Annotated in this window: 15 protein-coding genes; 8 read left to right on the top strand and 7 right to left on the bottom strand. The window is 66.8% G+C overall.

Annotated elements, in window-relative coordinates:
* The first annotated feature begins 113 nt into the window (after nucleotides 1-113).
* From ACIPV6_RS02200 to ACIPV6_RS02180, 5 genes are all read left to right on the top strand, one after another.
* Nucleotides 114-1,019, top strand: a complete 906-nt coding sequence (locus ACIPV6_RS02200) for an N-acetylglucosamine kinase (RefSeq protein ID WP_400269321.1) — start codon at nucleotides 114-116, stop codon at nucleotides 1,017-1,019.
* Between the two features lie 252 nt (nucleotides 1,020-1,271).
* Complete coding sequence (locus ACIPV6_RS02195) at nucleotides 1,272-2,384, top strand: outer membrane lipoprotein carrier protein LolA (protein WP_400269320.1); 1,113 nt, start codon at nucleotides 1,272-1,274, stop codon at nucleotides 2,382-2,384.
* Entirely contained in the window at nucleotides 2,371-3,357 is a 987-nt protein-coding gene (locus ACIPV6_RS02190; protein WP_400269517.1) for an ABC transporter ATP-binding protein, read from the top strand. The genes ACIPV6_RS02195 and ACIPV6_RS02190 overlap by 14 nt, the downstream gene beginning before the upstream one ends.
* Before the next feature lie 94 nt (nucleotides 3,358-3,451).
* Nucleotides 3,452-4,204, top strand: coding sequence for an ABC transporter permease (locus ACIPV6_RS02185; protein WP_400269516.1), 753 nt, complete (start codon nucleotides 3,452-3,454; stop codon nucleotides 4,202-4,204).
* 20 nt (nucleotides 4,205-4,224) lie between these two features.
* On the top strand, nucleotides 4,225-4,845 hold the full coding sequence (locus tag ACIPV6_RS02180; protein WP_400269319.1) for an L-threonylcarbamoyladenylate synthase: 621 nt from the start codon (nucleotides 4,225-4,227) through the stop codon (nucleotides 4,843-4,845).
* Nucleotides 4,846-4,858: 13 nt separating this feature from the next.
* Here the strand turns inward: ACIPV6_RS02180 and ACIPV6_RS02175 are convergent, their stop codons facing one another.
* Both ACIPV6_RS02175 and ligD read right to left on the bottom strand, forming a co-directional pair.
* Nucleotides 4,859-5,899, bottom strand: coding sequence for a serine hydrolase domain-containing protein (locus ACIPV6_RS02175; RefSeq protein ID WP_400269318.1), 1,041 nt, complete (start codon nucleotides 5,897-5,899; stop codon nucleotides 4,859-4,861).
* Between the two features lie 133 nt (nucleotides 5,900-6,032).
* A complete protein-coding gene (ligD, locus tag ACIPV6_RS02170) occupies nucleotides 6,033-7,070 on the bottom strand; it encodes a non-homologous end-joining DNA ligase (protein WP_400269317.1) in 1,038 nt (345 codons plus the stop codon).
* Nucleotides 7,071-7,172: 102 nt separating this feature from the next.
* On the opposite strand from ligD, the gene ACIPV6_RS02165 reads away from it, so the two are divergent.
* On the top strand, nucleotides 7,173-7,859 hold the full coding sequence (locus ACIPV6_RS02165; protein ID WP_400269316.1) for an alpha/beta family hydrolase: 687 nt from the start codon (nucleotides 7,173-7,175) through the stop codon (nucleotides 7,857-7,859).
* Here ACIPV6_RS02165 and ACIPV6_RS02160 read toward each other — a convergent pair.
* The 3 genes from ACIPV6_RS02160 to ACIPV6_RS02150 form a co-directional block, all read right to left on the bottom strand.
* Nucleotides 7,846-9,936, bottom strand: coding sequence for an elongation factor G-like protein EF-G2 (locus tag ACIPV6_RS02160; protein WP_400269515.1), 2,091 nt, complete (start codon nucleotides 9,934-9,936; stop codon nucleotides 7,846-7,848). The genes ACIPV6_RS02165 and ACIPV6_RS02160 overlap by 14 nt on opposite strands.
* Before the next feature lie 124 nt (nucleotides 9,937-10,060).
* Complete coding sequence (locus ACIPV6_RS02155; RefSeq protein WP_400269315.1) at nucleotides 10,061-10,828, bottom strand: M50 family metallopeptidase; 768 nt, start codon at nucleotides 10,826-10,828, stop codon at nucleotides 10,061-10,063.
* A 29-nt stretch (nucleotides 10,829-10,857) separates the two neighbouring features.
* Nucleotides 10,858-11,475: a TetR/AcrR family transcriptional regulator C-terminal domain-containing protein gene (locus ACIPV6_RS02150; protein ID WP_400269314.1), complete on the bottom strand. Its 618-nt coding sequence runs from the start codon at nucleotides 11,473-11,475 to the stop codon at nucleotides 10,858-10,860.
* A 160-nt stretch (nucleotides 11,476-11,635) separates the two neighbouring features.
* Between ACIPV6_RS02150 and ACIPV6_RS02145 the strand changes: the two genes are divergently transcribed.
* Together ACIPV6_RS02145 and ACIPV6_RS02140 are read left to right on the top strand one after the other, a co-directional pair.
* Nucleotides 11,636-13,093: an APC family permease gene (locus ACIPV6_RS02145; protein ID WP_400269313.1), complete on the top strand. Its 1,458-nt coding sequence runs from the start codon at nucleotides 11,636-11,638 to the stop codon at nucleotides 13,091-13,093.
* Nucleotides 13,083-14,720, top strand: a complete 1,638-nt coding sequence (locus ACIPV6_RS02140; protein WP_400269312.1) for an amidohydrolase — start codon at nucleotides 13,083-13,085, stop codon at nucleotides 14,718-14,720. Before ACIPV6_RS02145 ends, ACIPV6_RS02140 begins: the two co-directional genes overlap by 11 nt.
* Before the next feature lie 3 nt (nucleotides 14,721-14,723).
* Here the strand turns inward: ACIPV6_RS02140 and hrpB are convergent, their stop codons facing one another.
* Together hrpB and ACIPV6_RS02130 are read right to left on the bottom strand one after the other, a co-directional pair.
* The gene (gene hrpB / locus ACIPV6_RS02135; protein ID WP_400269311.1) at nucleotides 14,724-17,378 is read right to left on the bottom strand and encodes an ATP-dependent helicase HrpB; all 2,655 of its coding nucleotides are present in this window, start codon (nucleotides 17,376-17,378) and stop codon (nucleotides 14,724-14,726) included.
* 63 nt (nucleotides 17,379-17,441) lie between these two features.
* Nucleotides 17,442-18,485 carry an NAD(P)-dependent alcohol dehydrogenase gene (locus ACIPV6_RS02130; RefSeq protein WP_400269310.1) on the bottom strand — a complete coding sequence of 348 codons (1,044 nt, stop codon included), beginning with the start codon at nucleotides 18,483-18,485 and terminating at the stop codon, nucleotides 17,442-17,444.
* Nucleotides 18,486-18,521 lie beyond the last annotated feature (36 nt).

Here is an 18,521-nt window from a genome sequence, read left to right as displayed (position 1 = left end):
GTCCGAGTTGGCCTGAAGCGGAAGGATCGTCCCATGAAGTTCGCCACGCACCGCCCTTGCTACCTCGAAGTCCCGAGCTCCCTCGAAGCCCCCGCGTTCCAGGCGGCAGGCGAATGAGCCCCGCCGTCCTCGGCCTGCACATCGGCGGATCCCGGACACATGCCCTGCGCGCAGAGCTGGACAATGCCGGCGACGACGACGGCGTTGACCTTCCGGAAATCACTGAGTCCAGCGCCAACCTCTCGTCCGTTGGACTCCACGGCGTGGACGCCGTCCTGCGCCGGATCGCGGGAGCCGCAGGCGGCGAGGTCCGCGCGGTGTGCGCGGGAGCAGCAGGTGCCGATACGCCCGCCAGTCGCGCGGTGCTTTCGGGGCTCCTGGCCGAGCACTTCCCGGGTGCCAGGATCGACGTGGTCCATGACACCCGCATCATCCTCGCCGCGGCTGGCCTCGACGCCGGAGCCGTGCTGGTTGCCGGAACGGGCTCGGTGGCCTGGGGCCGGAGCCGCGAAGGCCGGGAGGCCCGCAGCGGCGGCTTCGGCTACTTGCTGGGCGACGAGGGGGGCGGCTACTCCGTGGTCCGGGATGCCGTCAGGGAGGCCCTCCGCGAGCACTACGCGGGGCTGGAACCGGGAACTTTGGTGCAGGCACTCCTGGCAGCCACGGGCAGCGGTGATGCCTTGCAGTTGATGGACTTCTTCTACGCGAAACCCGAGCCCGACCACTGGGCAAGCCTCGCTCCACTGGTCCTGGAACTGGCAGTGGACGGCGATCCGGCCGCCCTGCGCATCCAGGCGGAGGCGGCCCACTCACTTGCGACCATGGCGCGCCAGGTGCTGGGTGAACTCGGCCTCGACCTGCCATTGGTGATGGCCGGAGGTTTGCTGGTCAACCAACAACAACTGGCCGGGGCCGTCGCGCGGAAGGTGGAACTGGAGGACCCGTCGGCCGTCCGCATCCTCACCGACTCGCCGGTACGCGGTGCAGTGCGGCTTGCAGTCGAACTCCTTCAGGCGTGACCCCACGCCCTCAAGCTCACGGAGACCTCCTACCTTCCGGCGCATGCGTTCTCCGGAGCGGACCTCCTCCATTCCGTGGAGCGTGGCAACAATACTGACGCGCCGCGGGGACTGCTGAAGGTCACCGAAACCTGGTAGCCCCCGCCGGTGGCGCAAGATCCGCTGGGTTTTCCAGCTACCGTCCACCCGTGATGCAGGCAGTCAACCGGAGTAGTCTGGAAACATGCCTCTCACGGACGGTGGTCGGTAGCAATGGGACGGGTTAAGCAACGGTGGCTGCCGGCCCTCTTGGTGCCGCTTGTGCTGATCGCCGGAATCCTGGTGGGTTCCATCCAGGCAGGCGCGGCCCCGTCCCTGCCGCCCAAGACGGCCCAGGACCTCATGGTCATGATCGCCAACAGCAACGTGCGGTCGCTATCCGGGACGGTGTCCCAGGAAGCAAACCTTGGTTTGCCGGATCTGTCCGGCACCGGCGGCGGGCCCGGCACCGGCTCACCCCTGGAGTTCCTGACCGGCACGCACACGGCCCGCGTCTACCTCGATGCGCCCGGCAAGGCACGCATACAGATCCTGGACCAACTGGCCGAACGTGACGTTGTGGTCAACGCAAGCGATGCCTGGTACTACAACTCGACCGACAACAGCGTGGTGCATGCCGCGTTGCCGCCACGGCCCGGCGCGGGAAGCATGCCTTCGGAGATTCCCCGACCCTTGGCCGCAACCCCCGAGGCCCTCGCCACCCGCTTCCTGGCGGCCATTGACTCCACCACGGACGTGACGGTGGGCCAGTCGGCAACCGTTGCCGGTCGAAGCGCCTATAGCCTGACGTTGACTCCGCGCAGCGAGGGAACCCTGGTGGAATCGGTGTCCCTCAGCGTCGATGCTGAAACAGGCCTGCCGCTCGGCGTCACCGTGCGAGCCAAAGGACAGGCGGAACCTGCCTACTCCCTCGCTTACACGGACCTGAACCTGGCCACCCCGGATGCGTCGTTGTTCACCTTCACGCTGCCAGCCGGGGCGAGCGTGACAGAGAAGGCGTTCCCCGCCAAGCCCGCCCTCCCGGTACCGGCCGTTCCGGCACCCCAAGAAGCGGTTCCGGCCCCGGGCGCAGATCCAGCGAACCCGTCGCCCCATGCCCGTCCGGCGGTGACCGGCAAGGGCTGGGACGCCATAGCAACCTTGCCGGCGGGTTCCGCACCCGCGGAACTCACAAGCAACCCGCAACTCAGCCAACTGCTCCAGCCGGTTTCCGGTGGACGGGCGTTGACCACTTCGCTGGCCAGCGTGCTGATTCTCGACGACGGCCGCGTGCTTGCGGGCATGGTTCCCTTGGACCGACTTGAGTCAGCCGCTGCCGCCGGCTGAGGGGCTCCGTGCCACGGAATCGCCCGGCGGGGACAGCACCGAGCTCGCCCTGGAGACACTGGGACTAGCCAAACGCTTCGGCCACCGCGCTGCCGTGGATGGCATTGCCTTGGCAGTACCCCGTGGTTCCGTCTTCGGTTTCCTGGGTCCAAACGGATCCGGGAAGACCACCACCATCCGCATGCTCCTGGGCCTGGTTTCGGCTGATGCGGGCACCATCAAGGTCCTGGGGCGGGACATGCCCCGGAGCCTTTCCGAGGTGCTGCCGGATGTTGGCGCGTTGGTGGAAGGGCCGGGCTTCTATCCGTTCCTGACCGGCGTGGGAAACCTGCTGAGGCTCGATGCCGCGGACAGGCATGCCCCACCCGCAACACGCCGCCAGCGCGTGGATGATGCCCTGGAACGGGTGGGCCTGGGCCACGCCGCGGGAAAGAAGGTGCGGGCCTACTCCCTGGGCATGAAGCAACGCCTTGGACTGGCCAACGCCATCCTCCGGCCGCGCAGGCTCCTGGTCCTGGACGAACCCACCAATGGCCTGGATCCCCAGGGCACCCGCGAAGTCCGCAACCTGGTGCGGTCCCTGGCAGCAGGTGGCACCACGGTTTTCGTGTCCAGCCACCTGTTGGCCGAGGTGGAACACATGTGCACCCATGTGGGCATCATGAGCGCCGGCCGGCTCGTGGCCCAGGGCCCGTTGGACGAGCTGCGCGCCACGGGCCAGTCCACCGTCCTGGTGACGACGCCCGACGTCGAACCTGCCACCCGTGTCCTGGCCCGCCTGGGGCTGGTCCCCGGCCCGGCACCAACGCCGGGCACTGTCCTGGGTGGCGGCCTCGACGGAATGGCACCTGAGGCGATCGTCGCTGCCTTGGTTGGCGACGGGGTCCGCGTGCGTGGCTTCTCCGTGGAGAATGCCAGCCTGGAAGATCGATACGTGTCACTGACCGGAGAGGGGTTCGACGTTGTCGGCTGACACTGTTTCCGAGCCATCCGTCCGCCCTGGAGTGGGTTGGCGCCTCCTGGGCTCCGAAGTGGCTGTCCTTTTCCGCAGGCTCCGCACGTGGGCGATGCTGTTGGCGCTGGCCGCAGTGCCCATCCTGATAGCCGTGGCGGTGAAGCTCTCCTCGCGTCAAGTGCCGCCCGGCCGTGGCCCCTTGTTCCTTGACCGGGTGAGCCAGAACGGCCTGTTCGTGGCGGTGACGGCACTGGTGGTGTGCGTCCCGCTGTTCCTCCCGCTGACCGTGGGCGTGGTAGCCGGCGACACCATTGCGGGCGAAGCCAACCTCGGCACCCTGAGGTACCTGCTGCTGGCACCGGCCGGCCGGATACGGCTTCTCCTGGTCAAGTACGCCGGGGCCGTCGCTTTCTGTTTCGCCGCCACGGCAACCGTCGCCGCTGCGGGTGCCCTGGCCGGCGTCGTGCTCTTTCCGATCGGTCCTGTGACGCTGTTGTCCGGCGACACCATCAGCGTGGGCGAATCCGTGGTGAGGTCGTTGCTGATCGCCGCCTACATCACGGTCTCGCTGTTGGGCCTGTCCGCGATCGGACTGCTGATCTCCACGTTCACGGACGTGCCGGTAGGTGCCATGGCTGCCACAATCGTCCTGGCCGTCGTCTCGCAGGTACTGGACAATCTCCCCCAGCTCGAGTGGCTGCATCCGTGGTTGTTCAGCCACCATTGGCTCGGGTTTGCCGACCTGCTGCGGCAACCCATAGCGTGGGACTCCTTTGCTGACAACGCACTCCTCCAGGCCGGTTACGTGGTTGTGTGCGGTGCCTTGGCATACGCGAAGTTCTCCACCAAGGACGTCCTTTCCTAGCTTTGGCGTAGGCTCGTCCCATGGCCAGATTCTTTGACGTGCACCCTGTAGATCCCCAGCCCCGGGCCATCGGCCAAGTGGTGAACATGCTGCAGGACGGCGGGCTGATCGCCTACCCCACCGATTCCTGCTACGCGTTGGGAGCACAGATCGGGAACCGCGAAGCCCTGGACCGGATCAGGGCGATCCGGCAGCTGGACGACAAGCACCATTTCACGCTGGTCTGCAAGGATTTTGCCCAGCTGGGCCAGTTCGTGATGCTGGACAACGACGTCTTCCGCGCCATCAAGGCCGTGACCCCGGGCAGCTACACGTTCATCCTTCCCGCCACAAGGGAAGTACCCAAGCGCCTGCTCCACCCGAAGAAGAAAACAGTGGGCGTGCGTATTCCGGACCACAAGGTGGTCCAGGCAATCCTCGCCGAGCTGGGCGAGCCGCTCCTGTCCAGCACGCTCCTGTTGCCTGACGAGGAAGAACCGTTGACGCAGGGCTGGGAGATCAAGGAGCGCCTGGACAACGAGGTGGATGCCGTCATCGACTCGGGAGACACCGGCTCAGAACCCACAACGGTGATCGACTTCTCCAGCGGCGTGGCCGAGGTGGTCCGCCGCGGCACCGGCGACCCGTCCCGCTTCGAATAGGACGACGCCGCCACTAGCCAAAGCGGAAACGGCAGCTTCCGTTAAGGACCACCTGGGCGACGTTGGTCAGTTCAAGGGCGAGTGCCGAGGGCTCGCCGCTGATGGGTTCCGGCGGAGAGGCAACCGCGATTGTGAGCTGGCGGTTTCCGTCCGCGCTGCTCATGGTGATGGTTCCGAAGCCGGGAAGGTCGCCGGCATGGCCGTAGTAGTTTCCGTTGGTGCACCTGTCATCCCATTGGTCCAGTCCCAGCCCATAGTCAGCCGACACCACGCCCTTCATCAGGAGCAGGCTGGACGGTGCCAGCAGGCGCCCGGCGAGGAGGGCAGCCTGGAAGGTGTTCACGTCCACCGCCGAGGACACCAGCCGTGGCGGCGACTGGCCTGACGCTAATGGGGTCTCTGTGATGTCCACGGTCCCGCCGTCGATGGAGGCATACCCGTGGACGAGGTTGGGAATGGCCCCGGCGTCTTCCAGGAGAGCCATGGATCCCAGCCCAAGGGGACCCCACACCTCGCGGCGGAGCACATCGGCGAGGGCTGCTCCCCTGAGCCGCTCCACCACACGGGTGAGCACCGTGTCCGCCCATCGGCTCGAATCAAGGCCCGACGGGTCGGCCAACAGCCTGCGGAGGGAAACCTCTCCCACGGGACCGTCACTGCCCGCGGCCACCTGATCGGCAAGGTCCGGCACGTAGGCGCTGACGGGGACATCGAGGGCCGCCTTGCCTTCCTCGACCAAATTCAGGACGGACACGGCAAGCATGCTCCGGAGCACCCCGCCCACAACGATCGGATCGGCGGACTCCACCGGCCGGCCATCTTCGAGGCTGCGGACCCCTGCCGCATACGCCCAGCTTTGCTGGCCGGAGCGCGCCTCAATCAGTACCGCCGGAGCTCCCTGGCTGATCAGGTCCCTGCTGAACACTTCCAAGGACGCTTGGAGCTCCAGGAACACCATGGAGGTGGTGGCATCCGTGGACGCTGACGGTGCTGAGGGGGCGGGAACCGGCGGTGCGGTCCGGGCGGAAGGAGGGGCCGTCGTCGTGCCCGTCACCGGCGCTGTTGACGACGCCGGTGGCGGCGGCGGGAGCGGGTCCGGCGGATCGGTGCACGAAGACGCCAGGCAGGCGGCGAGCAACAGGCTGCAGCAAACACCGGCAGCCCTGTGTGCAGACGCCCGCTTCACTTCACTTCTCCGGTTGTTCCTCCGGCTTGCGTGCGCGGCTCGGCTGGACCCTCATGGGCTCGCCGGGCATCTTGGGAAATTCCGGCGGGAACGGCATCTCCCCTTGCCCGTTATTCACGTCGCGTTCCCACCACTGCAGAAGGACATCGATGTTGCCGGGCTTTTCATGCATGGCCGCCCACGGATCGCCGATGGTCCTGAGCCGGTCCGGGACGGTCTGGATGGTGTACTTCGAGGGGTCGGCATTCTCCAGTTCGTCCCAGGCCAGCGGGCAGGAGACCTGGGCCTGGGCCACGGCGCGGGGACTGTAGGCGCCGGCAATGGTCCTGTCCCGGTTTGCCTGGTTGAAGTCCACGAAGATCCGGGAACCGCGTTCTTCCTTCCACCACGCCGTGGTGACGTGGTGCGGCATCCTGCGCTCCAGTTCCCGGCCCGCGGCAATGACGGCGTGCCGGACAACGAGGAACTCGTGCTTGGGATGGATCGGCGCATAGACATGCAGGCCCCGGTTGCCGGAGGTCTTGATGAAGGCCGTCAGGCCGGCCTCGTCCAGGACGGAGCGGAGTTCCTGGGCCGCCGGGATGGCGTCGGCGAAATCCGTGCCTGGCTGAGGGTCGAGATCGATCCTCAACTGGTCAGGATTGTCCGGATCGTTGGCCCGCGAAGCCCAGGGGTGGAAGACCACGGTGTTCATTTGGGCTGCCCACACGGCGGCGGCGGGCTCGTCAATCACCAGTTGCGGATGGGACCGGGCACTGGGGTAGGTGACCATGACCGAGCGGATGTAGTCCGGGGCACCCTTGGGAGGGTTCTTCGAAAAGAACATGTCTCCTTCGATATTGCCTGAATAGCGCTGCAGGCTGACGGGCCGGTTTCCGTTGGCAGCGACGAAGGCTTCCCCCACGTCCGAGAGGTAGCTTGCCAGGTCCAGCTTGGTCAGTCCCGCTTCCGGCCAGATGACGCGGCTTGGACTGGAGATACGGACCTCGCGGGGACCATCGGGGCCGGGCACGGTCAGGGTGGTGGATTCGCTCGCCATGGCCACAAGCTACCGTGCGCGGACCCTGCCCGTCAGCAGGTTGGGATCGTTTTGGGAGAAATTGGTGCGTGTCCGTATCTAAACCTGCTCCATGATGGATGCATGCCAAACACCGAAACCGCCCTGACCATCCCCGTCGACGACACCGATGTCCCGGGCATCCACCTCAGTCCGGAGGACCCGTCCGCCACCCTGGTGGTGGCCCACGGCGCCGGGGCGGGCATGGAGCACCCCTTCCTGCAGGGTTTCTGCGAGGCGATGGTGGCAGAGGGTGTTGCGACGCTCCGCTTCAACTTCCCCTACCGTGCGGCCGGCCGCCGCTTCCCTGACCGTCCACCGCTTGCCATCGCCACGTGGCGGGCAGTGGTGGCCAAAGCCGCCCAACTCTCCAACGGTATGCCGCTCTGGGCGGCGGGGAAGTCGTTCGGCGGACGCATGGCATCCATGGCCGTGGCCGAGGGCATGGACGTCCAAGGCCTCGTGTACCTCGGCTATCCATTGCATGCTCCAGGCAAACCCGAAAAGCTCCGGGACGAGCACCTGTACGGGGTCACCACGCCCATGCTTTTCCTTCAGGGCACCAGGGACACCTTCGCGACTCCGGAACTGCTCGAGTCCGTGGTGTCCCGCATCGGGCCAACGGCCACCCTTCAATGGGTAGAAGGCGGGGACCACTCCTTCGCCGTCAAGGGCGTCAAACGCACGGCAGCGGAGGTCGGCGCATCGCTGGCACCGGCCGTGGCGGGCTTCATGCGCACTGACGACAAGGCCGGGGTTACTTCGCCATAGGCTCGTGGCGCAGGTACTCCCGCCGGAACCGTCCGGTCCCGGCCGTGAGTGCCCGGAGTTCAATGGCGTACCGCAGGAGTTCCTGGTCCGGCACTTCGGCACTGACCTCGGCGCCTTCACCGCCGCCGCTGTCGGTGCCGGTGACCCGCCCCCTCCGTCCGGAAAGGTCGCTCATCACCGTTCCCACGTATTCATCCGGGACGCTGATGACCACCCGGGACACGGGTTCCAGGAGTTGGATTTTCGCCACCGCAGCCGCTTCGCGAAGGGCCAGTGCCCCGGCCGACTGGAACGCGGCGTCCGAGGAATCCACGCTGTGCGTTTTTCCGCCGACCAGCGTCACCTTGATGTCCACCACAGGGAAGCCTTCAGCGACACCCTTGAGCATCTGGGCGCGCACGCCCTTCTCGACTGACGCCACGAAGGTTCCGGGAATAACGCCGCCCACAATCCTGTCGACAAACTGGAAGCCCTCGCCGCGCCCCAGGGGTTCAACCTCGATGTCGCAGATGGCGAACTGGCCGTGCCCACCGGACTGCTTCACGTGCCGGCCATGACCGGCCGCCTTGCTGGCAAACGTCTCCCGCAGGGGCGTGATCACGTCCACGGTCTGGAGCTTGACTCCCTGTCCACGCAGGCGGTCCAGGACCACTTCGGCGTGCGCCTCCCCCATGCACCAGAGGACCAACTGATGGGTGTCCTGGTTGCGTTCCACCCGCAGTGTCGGGTCCGCCGCCGCCACCTTGCCGATGCTCTTGGCCAGGGCGTCCTCGTCGCTGCGGGACGCGCCTTCCACGGCTACGGGCATCAGGGGCTCGGGAATGTGCCAGGTCTCGATAAGCAGCGGTGCATCCTTGTCCGACACGGTATCCCCGGTTTCTGCGCCGGCGATCTTGCTGATGGCACAAATATCCCCGGCGACGCATTCCCGGACGGGCTTCAGGCTGGACCCCACTGGCGAGTAAAGATGCGTTACCCGTTCGTCGGAGTCGTGGTCCTCATGGCCCCTGCCCGAAAGACCCCTTCCGCCGATATGGATGGAGGAGTCTTCCCTCAACGTTCCCGAAAACACCCGGACCAGGCACACCCGGCCAAGGAAGGGATCCACTGTAGTGCGCACCACCTCGGCCGCCAATGGCCCCTCCGGGTCGCATGCCAGGTCCTTGAGCGGAGACCCGTCGAGCTTCATGGCTGGCGGGGCGGGACGTTCCAAGGGCGACGGCAGGGCGTCGGTGAGGAGCGCCATCAGTTCCTGAAGCCCCCGGCCCGTTTCGGCCGACGTTGGCATGACCGGGAAGAAGCTGCCCCGGGAAACAGCCTTTTCCAGGTCCTCGATCAAGTCCCCCAGTGGCAACTCTTCTCCGCCGAGGTAGCGGTCCATGAGTGTCTCGTCTTCGCTCTCCGCAATGATGCCCTCAATCAAAGGCCCGCGCGCTTCCTCGAGCGCGGCGTCATCGGCCTGGCCGCCGCCGTGCAGGACTCCTGCCACCCCGTCAGCGTCCGGAAGGTACAGCGGCAGCACCGACTCGCCGAAGGCTTCCTGGCAGCGCGCGACGGCGGCACTGAAGTCTGCGCGCGGATGGTCCAGTTTGCTGACAACCACGGCCCGCGGCAGCCGGACCCGCTCGCACTCGCCCCACAGGGCGATGGTGGCACCGTCTATTCCGTCGATGGCGGAGACAACAAAAAGGGCCGCATCCGCGGCCCGGAGACCGGCACGCAACTCGCCGGTGAAGTCGGTGTAGCCCGGGGTGTCGATCAGGTTGACCTTGATGTCGCCCACCAGGATCGGCGCCACGGACAAGGAGACGGAACGTTGCTGATGAACAGCTGAGGGATCCGAGTCGCTGACGGTGGTTCCTTCGGTAATGGAACCCATCCGGGTGATCGCACCGGTGGCTGCGAGCAGCGCTTCCACGAGCATCGATTTGCCGGCTCCCGAATGCCCCACCAGGGCGACGTTCCTGATCCGGGCAGGGTGGCTGGCAGTCAGTGCTGCACCATTCTCGCTTCGTCGGGGTTCCGTGGCGCTTGATCCCGTGGCCTTGACTGTCTCGCGCGTGCCCTTCGCGGACATGGGCGCCTCCCGGTGTTCGTATCCAGGCTCGGAGTCCGAACGCATGGCTTGGTTCGAACGTGTACAAGGATTGGACACCCTGAGGCAACCACAGGGCAAGAGGCAGCAGCGCAGATTCGGGTCGTTAGGCAGCGACTATCCCCAGCATCCCCCAGAGCAGCCCCGCGGAAACAGCGGCACATCCGGTGATGACCAGCGTGAAGCCCGTCATCCAGACGAAGCTGGGGACGCCCGTGGTGCGCCCCAGGATCCAGGCGTCCGAGGCTTGGAGACGCTCCCTGCGCCTGGTGTGCACCCCGGCGAGTTTCAGCAGGTCACGTAGGCCACCCACCGTGAGGGCAATACCCAGTGCCAGCACCACGTAGTTCACAGCCTCGGGTGGGGCGAAGAGGATCAATGACTGGGCGGTGGCAGCGCTGACCACGGCTACCAGCATCCCGGTCAGGTTCCGCAGGAAGACCAGGGACACCAAGAGGATGAGGGCGCCGATGGACATGGCGGCTCCGGAGCGTCCGGCGGAGAAAGCGGCGATCAGGGCAAGGCCCACCACCGCCGGGGCCGGATACCCCCAGAACCCGGACCACGCCGCTCCAAAGGCACTCCGCCCGCTGCTGACGAGGCGGCCGGAATGGTCCAGGCCGATCCGCAGGCTGTGCACGAAACGCCCGGTCATGAGGGCCGCGTATGCGTGGCCGAGTTCGTGCACGAATGTGACGTAGAGTCCGAACCACCGCCACGTCGCCCTGGGGATGCTCAGCAGCGTGGCGCCTGCAACGATGGCGAGGAGCACAGGCAGGGGCACTGCAGTGGTGTGGACCTCAGTGAAGCCGCGGACGACGGCCGCCCACCAGGTCTCGGGCACGGACGCGGGATCGAAGGCGGTACGGGTCACCGTCGAATGGTACGCAAGAAATCTGGGAATCAGACCAACGCCTGCTTGAGACGGGAGCGCAGGCCCGCCATGAGGATCTCCAGGCCGAAGTCGAAAGCCGCTTCACCACGTTCCGCGGACGGGCCCGCATGCGCCAGGGCACCGGACAGCGCCGGGTATCCGTCCACCGGCGGAGCCCAGACCACCTCCGGCGCTGCCAGGTCCAGGGCAAAGCCCAGCGCGAAGCTGTCGATGGTGGAGATGGCGGACACCACGTCCTGCCCGCGGAAGCCGGCCTCTTCGAGGGCGATCGCCAGATTTTCATACAGGGCCAGCACTTGCGGGTCCTGCACCGTCTGCAGGACCATCAGCGGCGCCAGCCGGGGGTGCCGGGCGAACGCGTCCCGATAGCTGCGCACGATGGCCCGGAGCGACTCTTCCCACCCCTGGCCTTCGTGAAGCTGGTAGGGGCTCTCGGAGATGATCCGTCCGCGCATGAGCTCGAGGATTTCGTCGCGGCCGCTGACGTGGTTGTAGATGGACGATTGGCTGACGCCGATTCTCCTGGCCAGCTTGGGCAAGCTGAAGTCGCCGGCTTCGTCCACCAGTTCCAAAGCGGCCGTTACCAAGGCGTCGATGGATATGAGCGGGACGGGCGGGCGCGGCATGGGTACTCCAATCGGTTGTTGCTACGACTCTAGCCACATCTCCCGGAACTTCGCAGGAAAGTATTGTGCGGCGGGTCACAACGCCCTACGATAAAACGAAAGGCTTTCGCTAACGCCTCGATCCCCCACTTTCCAACTTCCAGACCCTTCGAGGACTCCCATGTCTGACACCGAAACCCGTCCGCCGGCAGCCGAGGCTGCCAATGGGCTCAAACGCAATGCCATCGGAACCGGAGGCATCGCCTTCCTGGTCATCTCCGCGGCGGCACCGCTTACCGTCATGGCCGGTGTGGCCCCGGTAGCCATCGGCATCGGGGGCATAGGCGCCCCCATGGGCTACCTCATCGCCGGCGCTGTCCTGCTCGTTTTTGCCGTCGCCTTCATGGCCATGACCAAACACGTCAAAGCCGCCGGCGGCTTCTACACCTACGTCACCTTGGCCGTGGGAAAGACGGTGGGGCTGGCCTCCGCCATCCTGGCGATCGTGTCCTACAACTGCCTCCAGATCGGCGTCTATGGACTGTTCGCCGTTCAGACGCAGGCCATGCTCCGGACGCTCTTCGGCCTGGACGTGCCCTGGCCCGCCGTGGCCCTCGTGGCCATCGGCGCCGTGTGGTTCCTCGGATACCGCGGCATCGATGTCGGAGCGAAGGTCCTTGGTGTCCTGCTTATTGCCGAAACAGCCATCCTGGCAATCATGGGCGCGGGCATCCTTGCCTCCGGTGGGGCGCACGGCATCAGCGGGGCATCGTTCGAACCCGGGAACGCCTTCACGCCCGGCGTCCTCGCAATCCTGGCCATCTGCTTCGCCGCTTTCATGGGCTTCGAATCCACTGTGCTCTACCGCCGCGAAGCCCGGAACCCGGACAAGTCCGTACCCCGTGCCACCTACATTGCCGTGGGCTTCATGTCTGTCTTCTACGCCTTCATCGTCTGGACGGTGGTGCAAGCCTTCGGCGACGGCGACGTGGTGGCGGCAGCGGGCGAACTGGCCGACGGGATGTTCTTTGCCACCATCAACCACTACGTGGGGCCGTGGGCGGAAGTGGTGATGTACGTCCTGATCGTCACGAGCGTCTACGCATCGCAACTGGCGTTCCATAACGCCATCAACCGTTACGTCTACATGCTCGCCAAAGACGGCGTCCTTCCGGCCTTCCTTGGCAAGACCCACCCCAAGTACAAATCCCCGCACCGCGCCGGGCAGATCCAGACGCTGCTTGCCGCCGTCGTGATTGCCGTGTGCGCCGTTGCCGGGGCCGACCCTTACAAGCAGTTGCTGATCTGGGTGAACACCCCCGGCATCTTCGGAATCGTGGCCCTCCAGGGACTGGTGTCCGTGGCCTGTTTTATCTACCTCCGCCGCACTCCCGCAGCCGCCACCAACCGGCTGATGGTTCCGCTAAGCGTGGCGTCCGCGATCCTTCTGTTCGGCGTCGTGGTGCTCATTGCCGTCAACATCGAACTCCTGACCTTCGCCGACGCCCTGACCAACACCATCCTCCTGCTGGTCGCCCCCGTTGTCTTCCTGGCCGGCCTGCTGATTGCACGCCGCCTGCGCACCACCCGTCCACACGTCTTCGACCGCATTGGAAGCTTTGAAACCCATGACTCCTGACCTCATCGTCCTGGCGGATACCGTCCACACCCTCAGCACAACTGCCGGCGGAAAACAGCCCATCCAAGCCGTAGCCGTCACAGGCGGCGTGATAACCGCCGTCGGGAGCCGAGCCGATGCGCACGACTGGCGACGGTCCGGCACGCAGGTGGTGGACCTGGGCGAGGCCACCCTGACGCCGGGTTTGGTGGACTGCCATATCCACCCGGTGTTCGGGCTGGACCTGACCATCGGCGTCGACCTCTCCGCAGCAGCGGGCCTGCAGGACGTCCGCGCGCTGCTGAAGGCGGAGGCGGAACGGACCAACGACGGCGGCTGGTTGCGCGGGTGGGGGCTGAACCCGAACGCATTTGGAACCGAGCCGCTGCACCGCTCGGTGATCGACGACGTCGCAGGTGGCCGTCCCGCGATGATCCGCTTGTTCGACGGTCACTCAGCACTTGCCAACAGCCGTGCCTTGGAGATTGCCGGCGTCGACGGTCGCCGGGACTTCACGCAAGCGGCCGAAGTCGTCTGCGATGCCGATGGCACTCCCACCGGGTTGCTCCTGGAGGCGGCCGCCATGGGACTCGTGCAGCAGCACATTCCCCGGGAATCTTTTGCGGAACGGAAGGTCCGGCTGGGCCGCTTGCTGCAGGACTTCGCCCGTTCGGGCCTGACCGGCGGACATGTCATGGACCACGGGGACGAAACAGCCGCCCTCCTGGATGCCCTGGAAGCCGACGGCGGGCTGCCGCTGCGGCTGCGGACCGCACCCTGGTGCATGCCCGGCTCGGTCGAAACGGAGTGGAGGCAGTTGGCGGCCTCCATCGGGACAGGAGGGCAACGCTGGTCCATCGAAGCCATCAAGCTCTTCGTGGACGGCACCATCGACAATGGAACGGCGTGGCTTTACGAGCCGGACCTTTACGGTCAATCCACGGCGCCCTTCTGGCCGCGGCCGGAAGAATATGCCGCGGCAGTCCAATTCTTTGCGGCCCGCGGGATTCCGACGGCCACGCACGCCATCGGTGATGCCGGAGTGGAGCATGTGCTCAACGCCTTCGGCTCGCTCCCCCGGTCTGTCCGGTCCCGTTACCAGCAGACGGTGCACAGGATCGAGCACATCGAGACGGTCCCCGACGCACTCGTGGAGCGGTTCAAGGACGCCGGAGTGGTGGCCAGCATGCAGCCCACGCACTGCACCCACTATTCGCTCGCCGACCACAGCGACAACTGGTCCACACGGCTGGGCCCGGAGCGCGCGGACCGGGCCTGGCGCTGCCGGGACCTCCGGGACGCGGGCATCGTCCTGGGCATCGGCTCGGACTGGCCCATAGCCCCCTATGAACCCCTGCCCATCCTGGCCGATGCCCAATTGCGCAGGCGTTCCGGGCACCCCGGGCAGGAACCGATCGCTCCGGCCCAGGCGCTCACGGCGCTGCAGGCTTTGGAGGGGTACACCTCCCATGCCGCCAAGGCTGCCGGACTCTGGGCCGTCTCAGGCTCTATCGACGTTGGCAAACGGGCCGACTTCACGGTATTCGACCTCGATCCCCTCACCACGGCGCCCGACGAACTTGCGGCAAGCTCCGTCCTGGGCACCTTTGTTGATGGCGAGGTCCAGTTCATGCTGGACAGGTTGTAGGGGCTACATCCGGTTCTTGGTCCTGGCCGTCGCCTGGGCTGTCCAGGGATCCTCGGGCCAGGGGTGTTTGGGGTAGCGTCCCCGCATCTCGGCCCGGACCTGGGCGTACGGGCCGGACCAGAACGACGCGAGGTCGTCCGTCACCGCCAGCGGACGGCCCGCCGGAGACAGCAGATGGAACAGGACCGGAACCCTGCCGTCCACCAGCCGTGGCGTGCTGTCCCAGCCAAAGCATTCCTGCAGCTTGACCGCCACCACCGGACGGCCGACGTCGTGGTTCTCCCCAGGGTGGCCTGAAACGTCAGGGTAGTCGATCCGCACCCGGGAGCCGCTCGGAACCTGCAGACGCTCGGGGGCAAGGTTGTCCAGGTGGACAGCCTCGGGCCACGGGAGGAGCCGGTGCAGCGGCTCGGCAAGATCCAGCGCCGTGGCCGCATTGCCGTTGGCGAGGGCCTCCAGTTCGGGGCCGAGCCACTCGTCCAGGCGGGACAGGAGTGCCGGTTCGCCGACGTCCGGCCACGGTTCGCCGAGCACGTTGTGCAGAAGGGCAAGGCGGCGCCTGAACGCGTCGGCGGCATCCGACCACCCGATCATGGACAGCCCGCGCTTGGCGAGGGCCTCGGCCACGGCAGCGCGGCTGGCTTCCGGGTCCGGTCGGACCGGCGTGGACGACAACACGATGGCACCGAGGCGTCGTTCCAGCCGTGCCGTGACTTTACCCCCGTCAAAGCGTGCGCGGACAGCCTCTTCCAGCAGGTCCGGGGCCGCCGAGAGTGCCAGGTCCGCGGCAAGCGGGGCCGCCGACCTGATCACAGCTCCCGTGCCTGCGGCATCCCGCCCCTGCGCACGGGAGACCTCAGCCACGGCGAGCCACTCGTGCCCGGCGAGTGGGCTGCCGCCCGGGAGTCCGGCACGGGTGCCGGAGGTGAGAAGGTAAGTCGCCGGCCCGTCCTCCGCCACGCGGCGCGCGATCCTGTCCGGGAACGCCAAGGCGACGACGAACCCAGGCTCTTCGTCGCGCAACGGACTTCGGTGCGGTGCGGAATGGACGACGGCGGTTCCGTCCTTCCGCGCGATCGCTTCGAAGCGCTTGGCCTCCTCGGCGAAGCGCTTGCCGGCCGAGCCCGAACCGGAGCGCATTTCCGAGAGCAGGCGCGACAGGTCGGCGCCCGGAGCGCGCTGGTCGCCGGAAACCAGGGCCACTGTTTCCGCCGCTGTCCGCGGACCAACCACGGCTGCACCGTCGAACAACGCCCGGGCCAGGCGGGGATCCGCCGGAATCCCGGCCAGGGTCCGGCCAAGACCCGTGGCCTTGCCGTCTGCGGTGACCGCGCCGAGTTCGCGGAGGACCTCCACGGCATCGTCCATGGCCACCGTGGGCGGCGCGTCGGGGAGTGCCAGGCCCCGTCCGCGCGGAGCACCCCAGCAGGCCAGGAGCAGCGCGGCTCCGGTCAGGTCCGCTATGGTGATCTCCGGGGTCTGGTGTTCCGGGGCCGCGGCAAAGGCTTGCTGGTCGTAGCAGCGAACCACCCTTCCCGGGCCCTGGCGTGCCGCACGCCCGGCCCTTTGCCCGGCCGAAGCCCGCGAGCAGGACACGGTGACCAGCCCGGACATTCCCCGGCCCGCGTCCCTGCGTGGTTCCCGCGACAGGCCCGAGTCAATCACCAAGCGGACGCCCGGGACGGTCAGCGACGATTCGGCAAGGGCTGTGGACACTATGATCCGCGCCGGCCCGCCCGGGCTCCGGCCGGATACTGCCCGGTCCTGCTCCTGTGGCGATGCCTGGCCGTGCAGCTCAAGCACCTCTGTGCCAGGGTCCGCGCGATTCCGCAGGCGCGCGGCAACGTGGGCTACTTCGCGGACACCGGGCAGGAAAACGAGCGCGTCAACCTCCGGATCGTCGTGGAGCATCCGCTGGTGGGCCTGCGCCGCCGTGTCCGCGATGTGGTCCAGGAAGCTCCGGGCCACACCGCGGTCATCCAGTCGAAGGAAGGGCCCCGGAACCCATTCAACGCTCAAGGGATGCAGGGCGGATGGACAGTCAACCACCGGTGCCGGTGTTCCGCCGTCGTGGGTTGCCTCCCCCAGGAGGGCAGCGAAGCGCGGCGCATCCAGGGTGGCGGACATGGCCACCAGCAGCAGGTCTTCGCGTACCTGGCGGACTTCGGCCAGCATGCCGAGCAGGAGGTCCGTTTCGAGTCCACGTTCATGGACCTCGTCCAGGACCACCGCGTGCGTGCCTTCGAGCGCCGGGTCCGACAGCAGCCGCCGCAGCAGGATACCCGGCGTGACGAACTCCACCAAGGTGTCCTTGCCCGCCCGGGATTCACCGCGGACGGTGTAGCCCACGCGGCCTCCGGGATTGCGGCCGCCCGTCCCACTCTCCAAGGGTGTGAGGCTGTCCAGCGCAGCGAGGCGGCGCGCCGCGGAACGGGCCGCGACGCGCCGGGGCTGCGTAACCACGACGCGGGGCCGGGTGTGGCCTTCCTGGTGCAGCAGATTGACCAGCAAGGGCGGCACCAGGGTCGTTTTGCCCGTACCGGGCGGCGCCTGCACCACGGCCGTGCCGCCGGGTTTGGCCTTGATGGCCGAGGCCAGGTTGTCCAGGGAATCGGCGAAGACCAGGCCTTTGCCGATGGTATCCAGGTTGAAAGTCACCGAACCATCTTCCCTTGGACGCGCTGCGCCGGCACACGGCCCACCCGGTGCCGGGCTTGACGACTAGGCGATGGTGGCGGCGTCGATGACGAAGCGGTAGCGGACGTCGGACGCCAGGACCCGCTCGTAGGCTTCGTTGATCTTCTCCGCGGGGATAACCTCGATTTCCGCACCAAGGTGGTGTTCGGCGCAGAAGTTGAGCATTTCCTGGGTTTCCCGGATGCCACCGATCGCGGAACCAGCGAAGGACCGGCGGCCACCAATCAGGGCGAAGGCATTGACGGGCAGCGGCTCGGCCGGGGCACCCACGTTGACCAGCGTGCCATCAAGGGCGAGCAACTGGAGGTAGGCACTGATGTCGATCGAAGCGCTCACCGTGTTGATGATGAGATCGAACGTGCCGGCAAGCTGCTCGAAAGTGCCGGGATCGCTCGTGGCGAAGTACTGGTCTGCGCCCAGCTTGAGCCCGTCTTCCATCTTCTTCAGCGACTGTGACAGGACAGTCACTTCGGCGCCCATGGCGTGTGCCAGCTTGACGGCCATGTGGCCCAGGCCGCCCAGTCCTACCACCGCCACCTTTTTGCCCGGGCCCGCACCCCAGTGGCGAAGCGGCGAGTACGTGGTGATTCCAGCGCAGAGCAACGGTGCGGCCACGTCGAGCTCGAGGCCCTCCGGGATGGTGACCACGAAGTCCTCGTTCACCACCACATCGCTGGAGTAGCCGCCCTGGGTGATGGTGCCGTCGCGGTCCACCGAGCCGTAGGTACCCACGTTGCCGTTCAAGCAGTACTGTTCTTCCCCGGCCTTACAGTTTGCGCATTCCTTGCAGGAATTGACCATGCAGCCCACGCCAACCCGGTCGCCCACTTTGTGCCTGGTCACCTTGGCGCCCACCTTGGTGACGATGCCGGCGATCTCGTGGCCCGGTGCCAACGGATATTGCTGTGGACCCCACTCGCCGCGGACCGTGTGGATGTCGGAGTGGCAGATGCCCGCGAACTTGATGTCGATATGGACGTCGTGCGGTCCCACCTCGCGGCGCTCAATGGTGGTCAGGACCAGATCGCCGGTGGCCGAAGGGGCTGCGTATGACATAGCGGTAGGCATGTTTCTCCTGTTGATCATGATGTGTGGATGCTTCCA

The sequence above is a fragment of the Paenarthrobacter sp. NPDC089988 genome, from assembly GCF_044748465.1.
Lineage (GTDB): Bacteria > Actinomycetota > Actinomycetes > Actinomycetales > Micrococcaceae > Arthrobacter.
The sequence above is the reverse complement of the archived record's forward strand: the minus strand, read 5'-3'. Positions and strand labels throughout refer to the sequence as shown.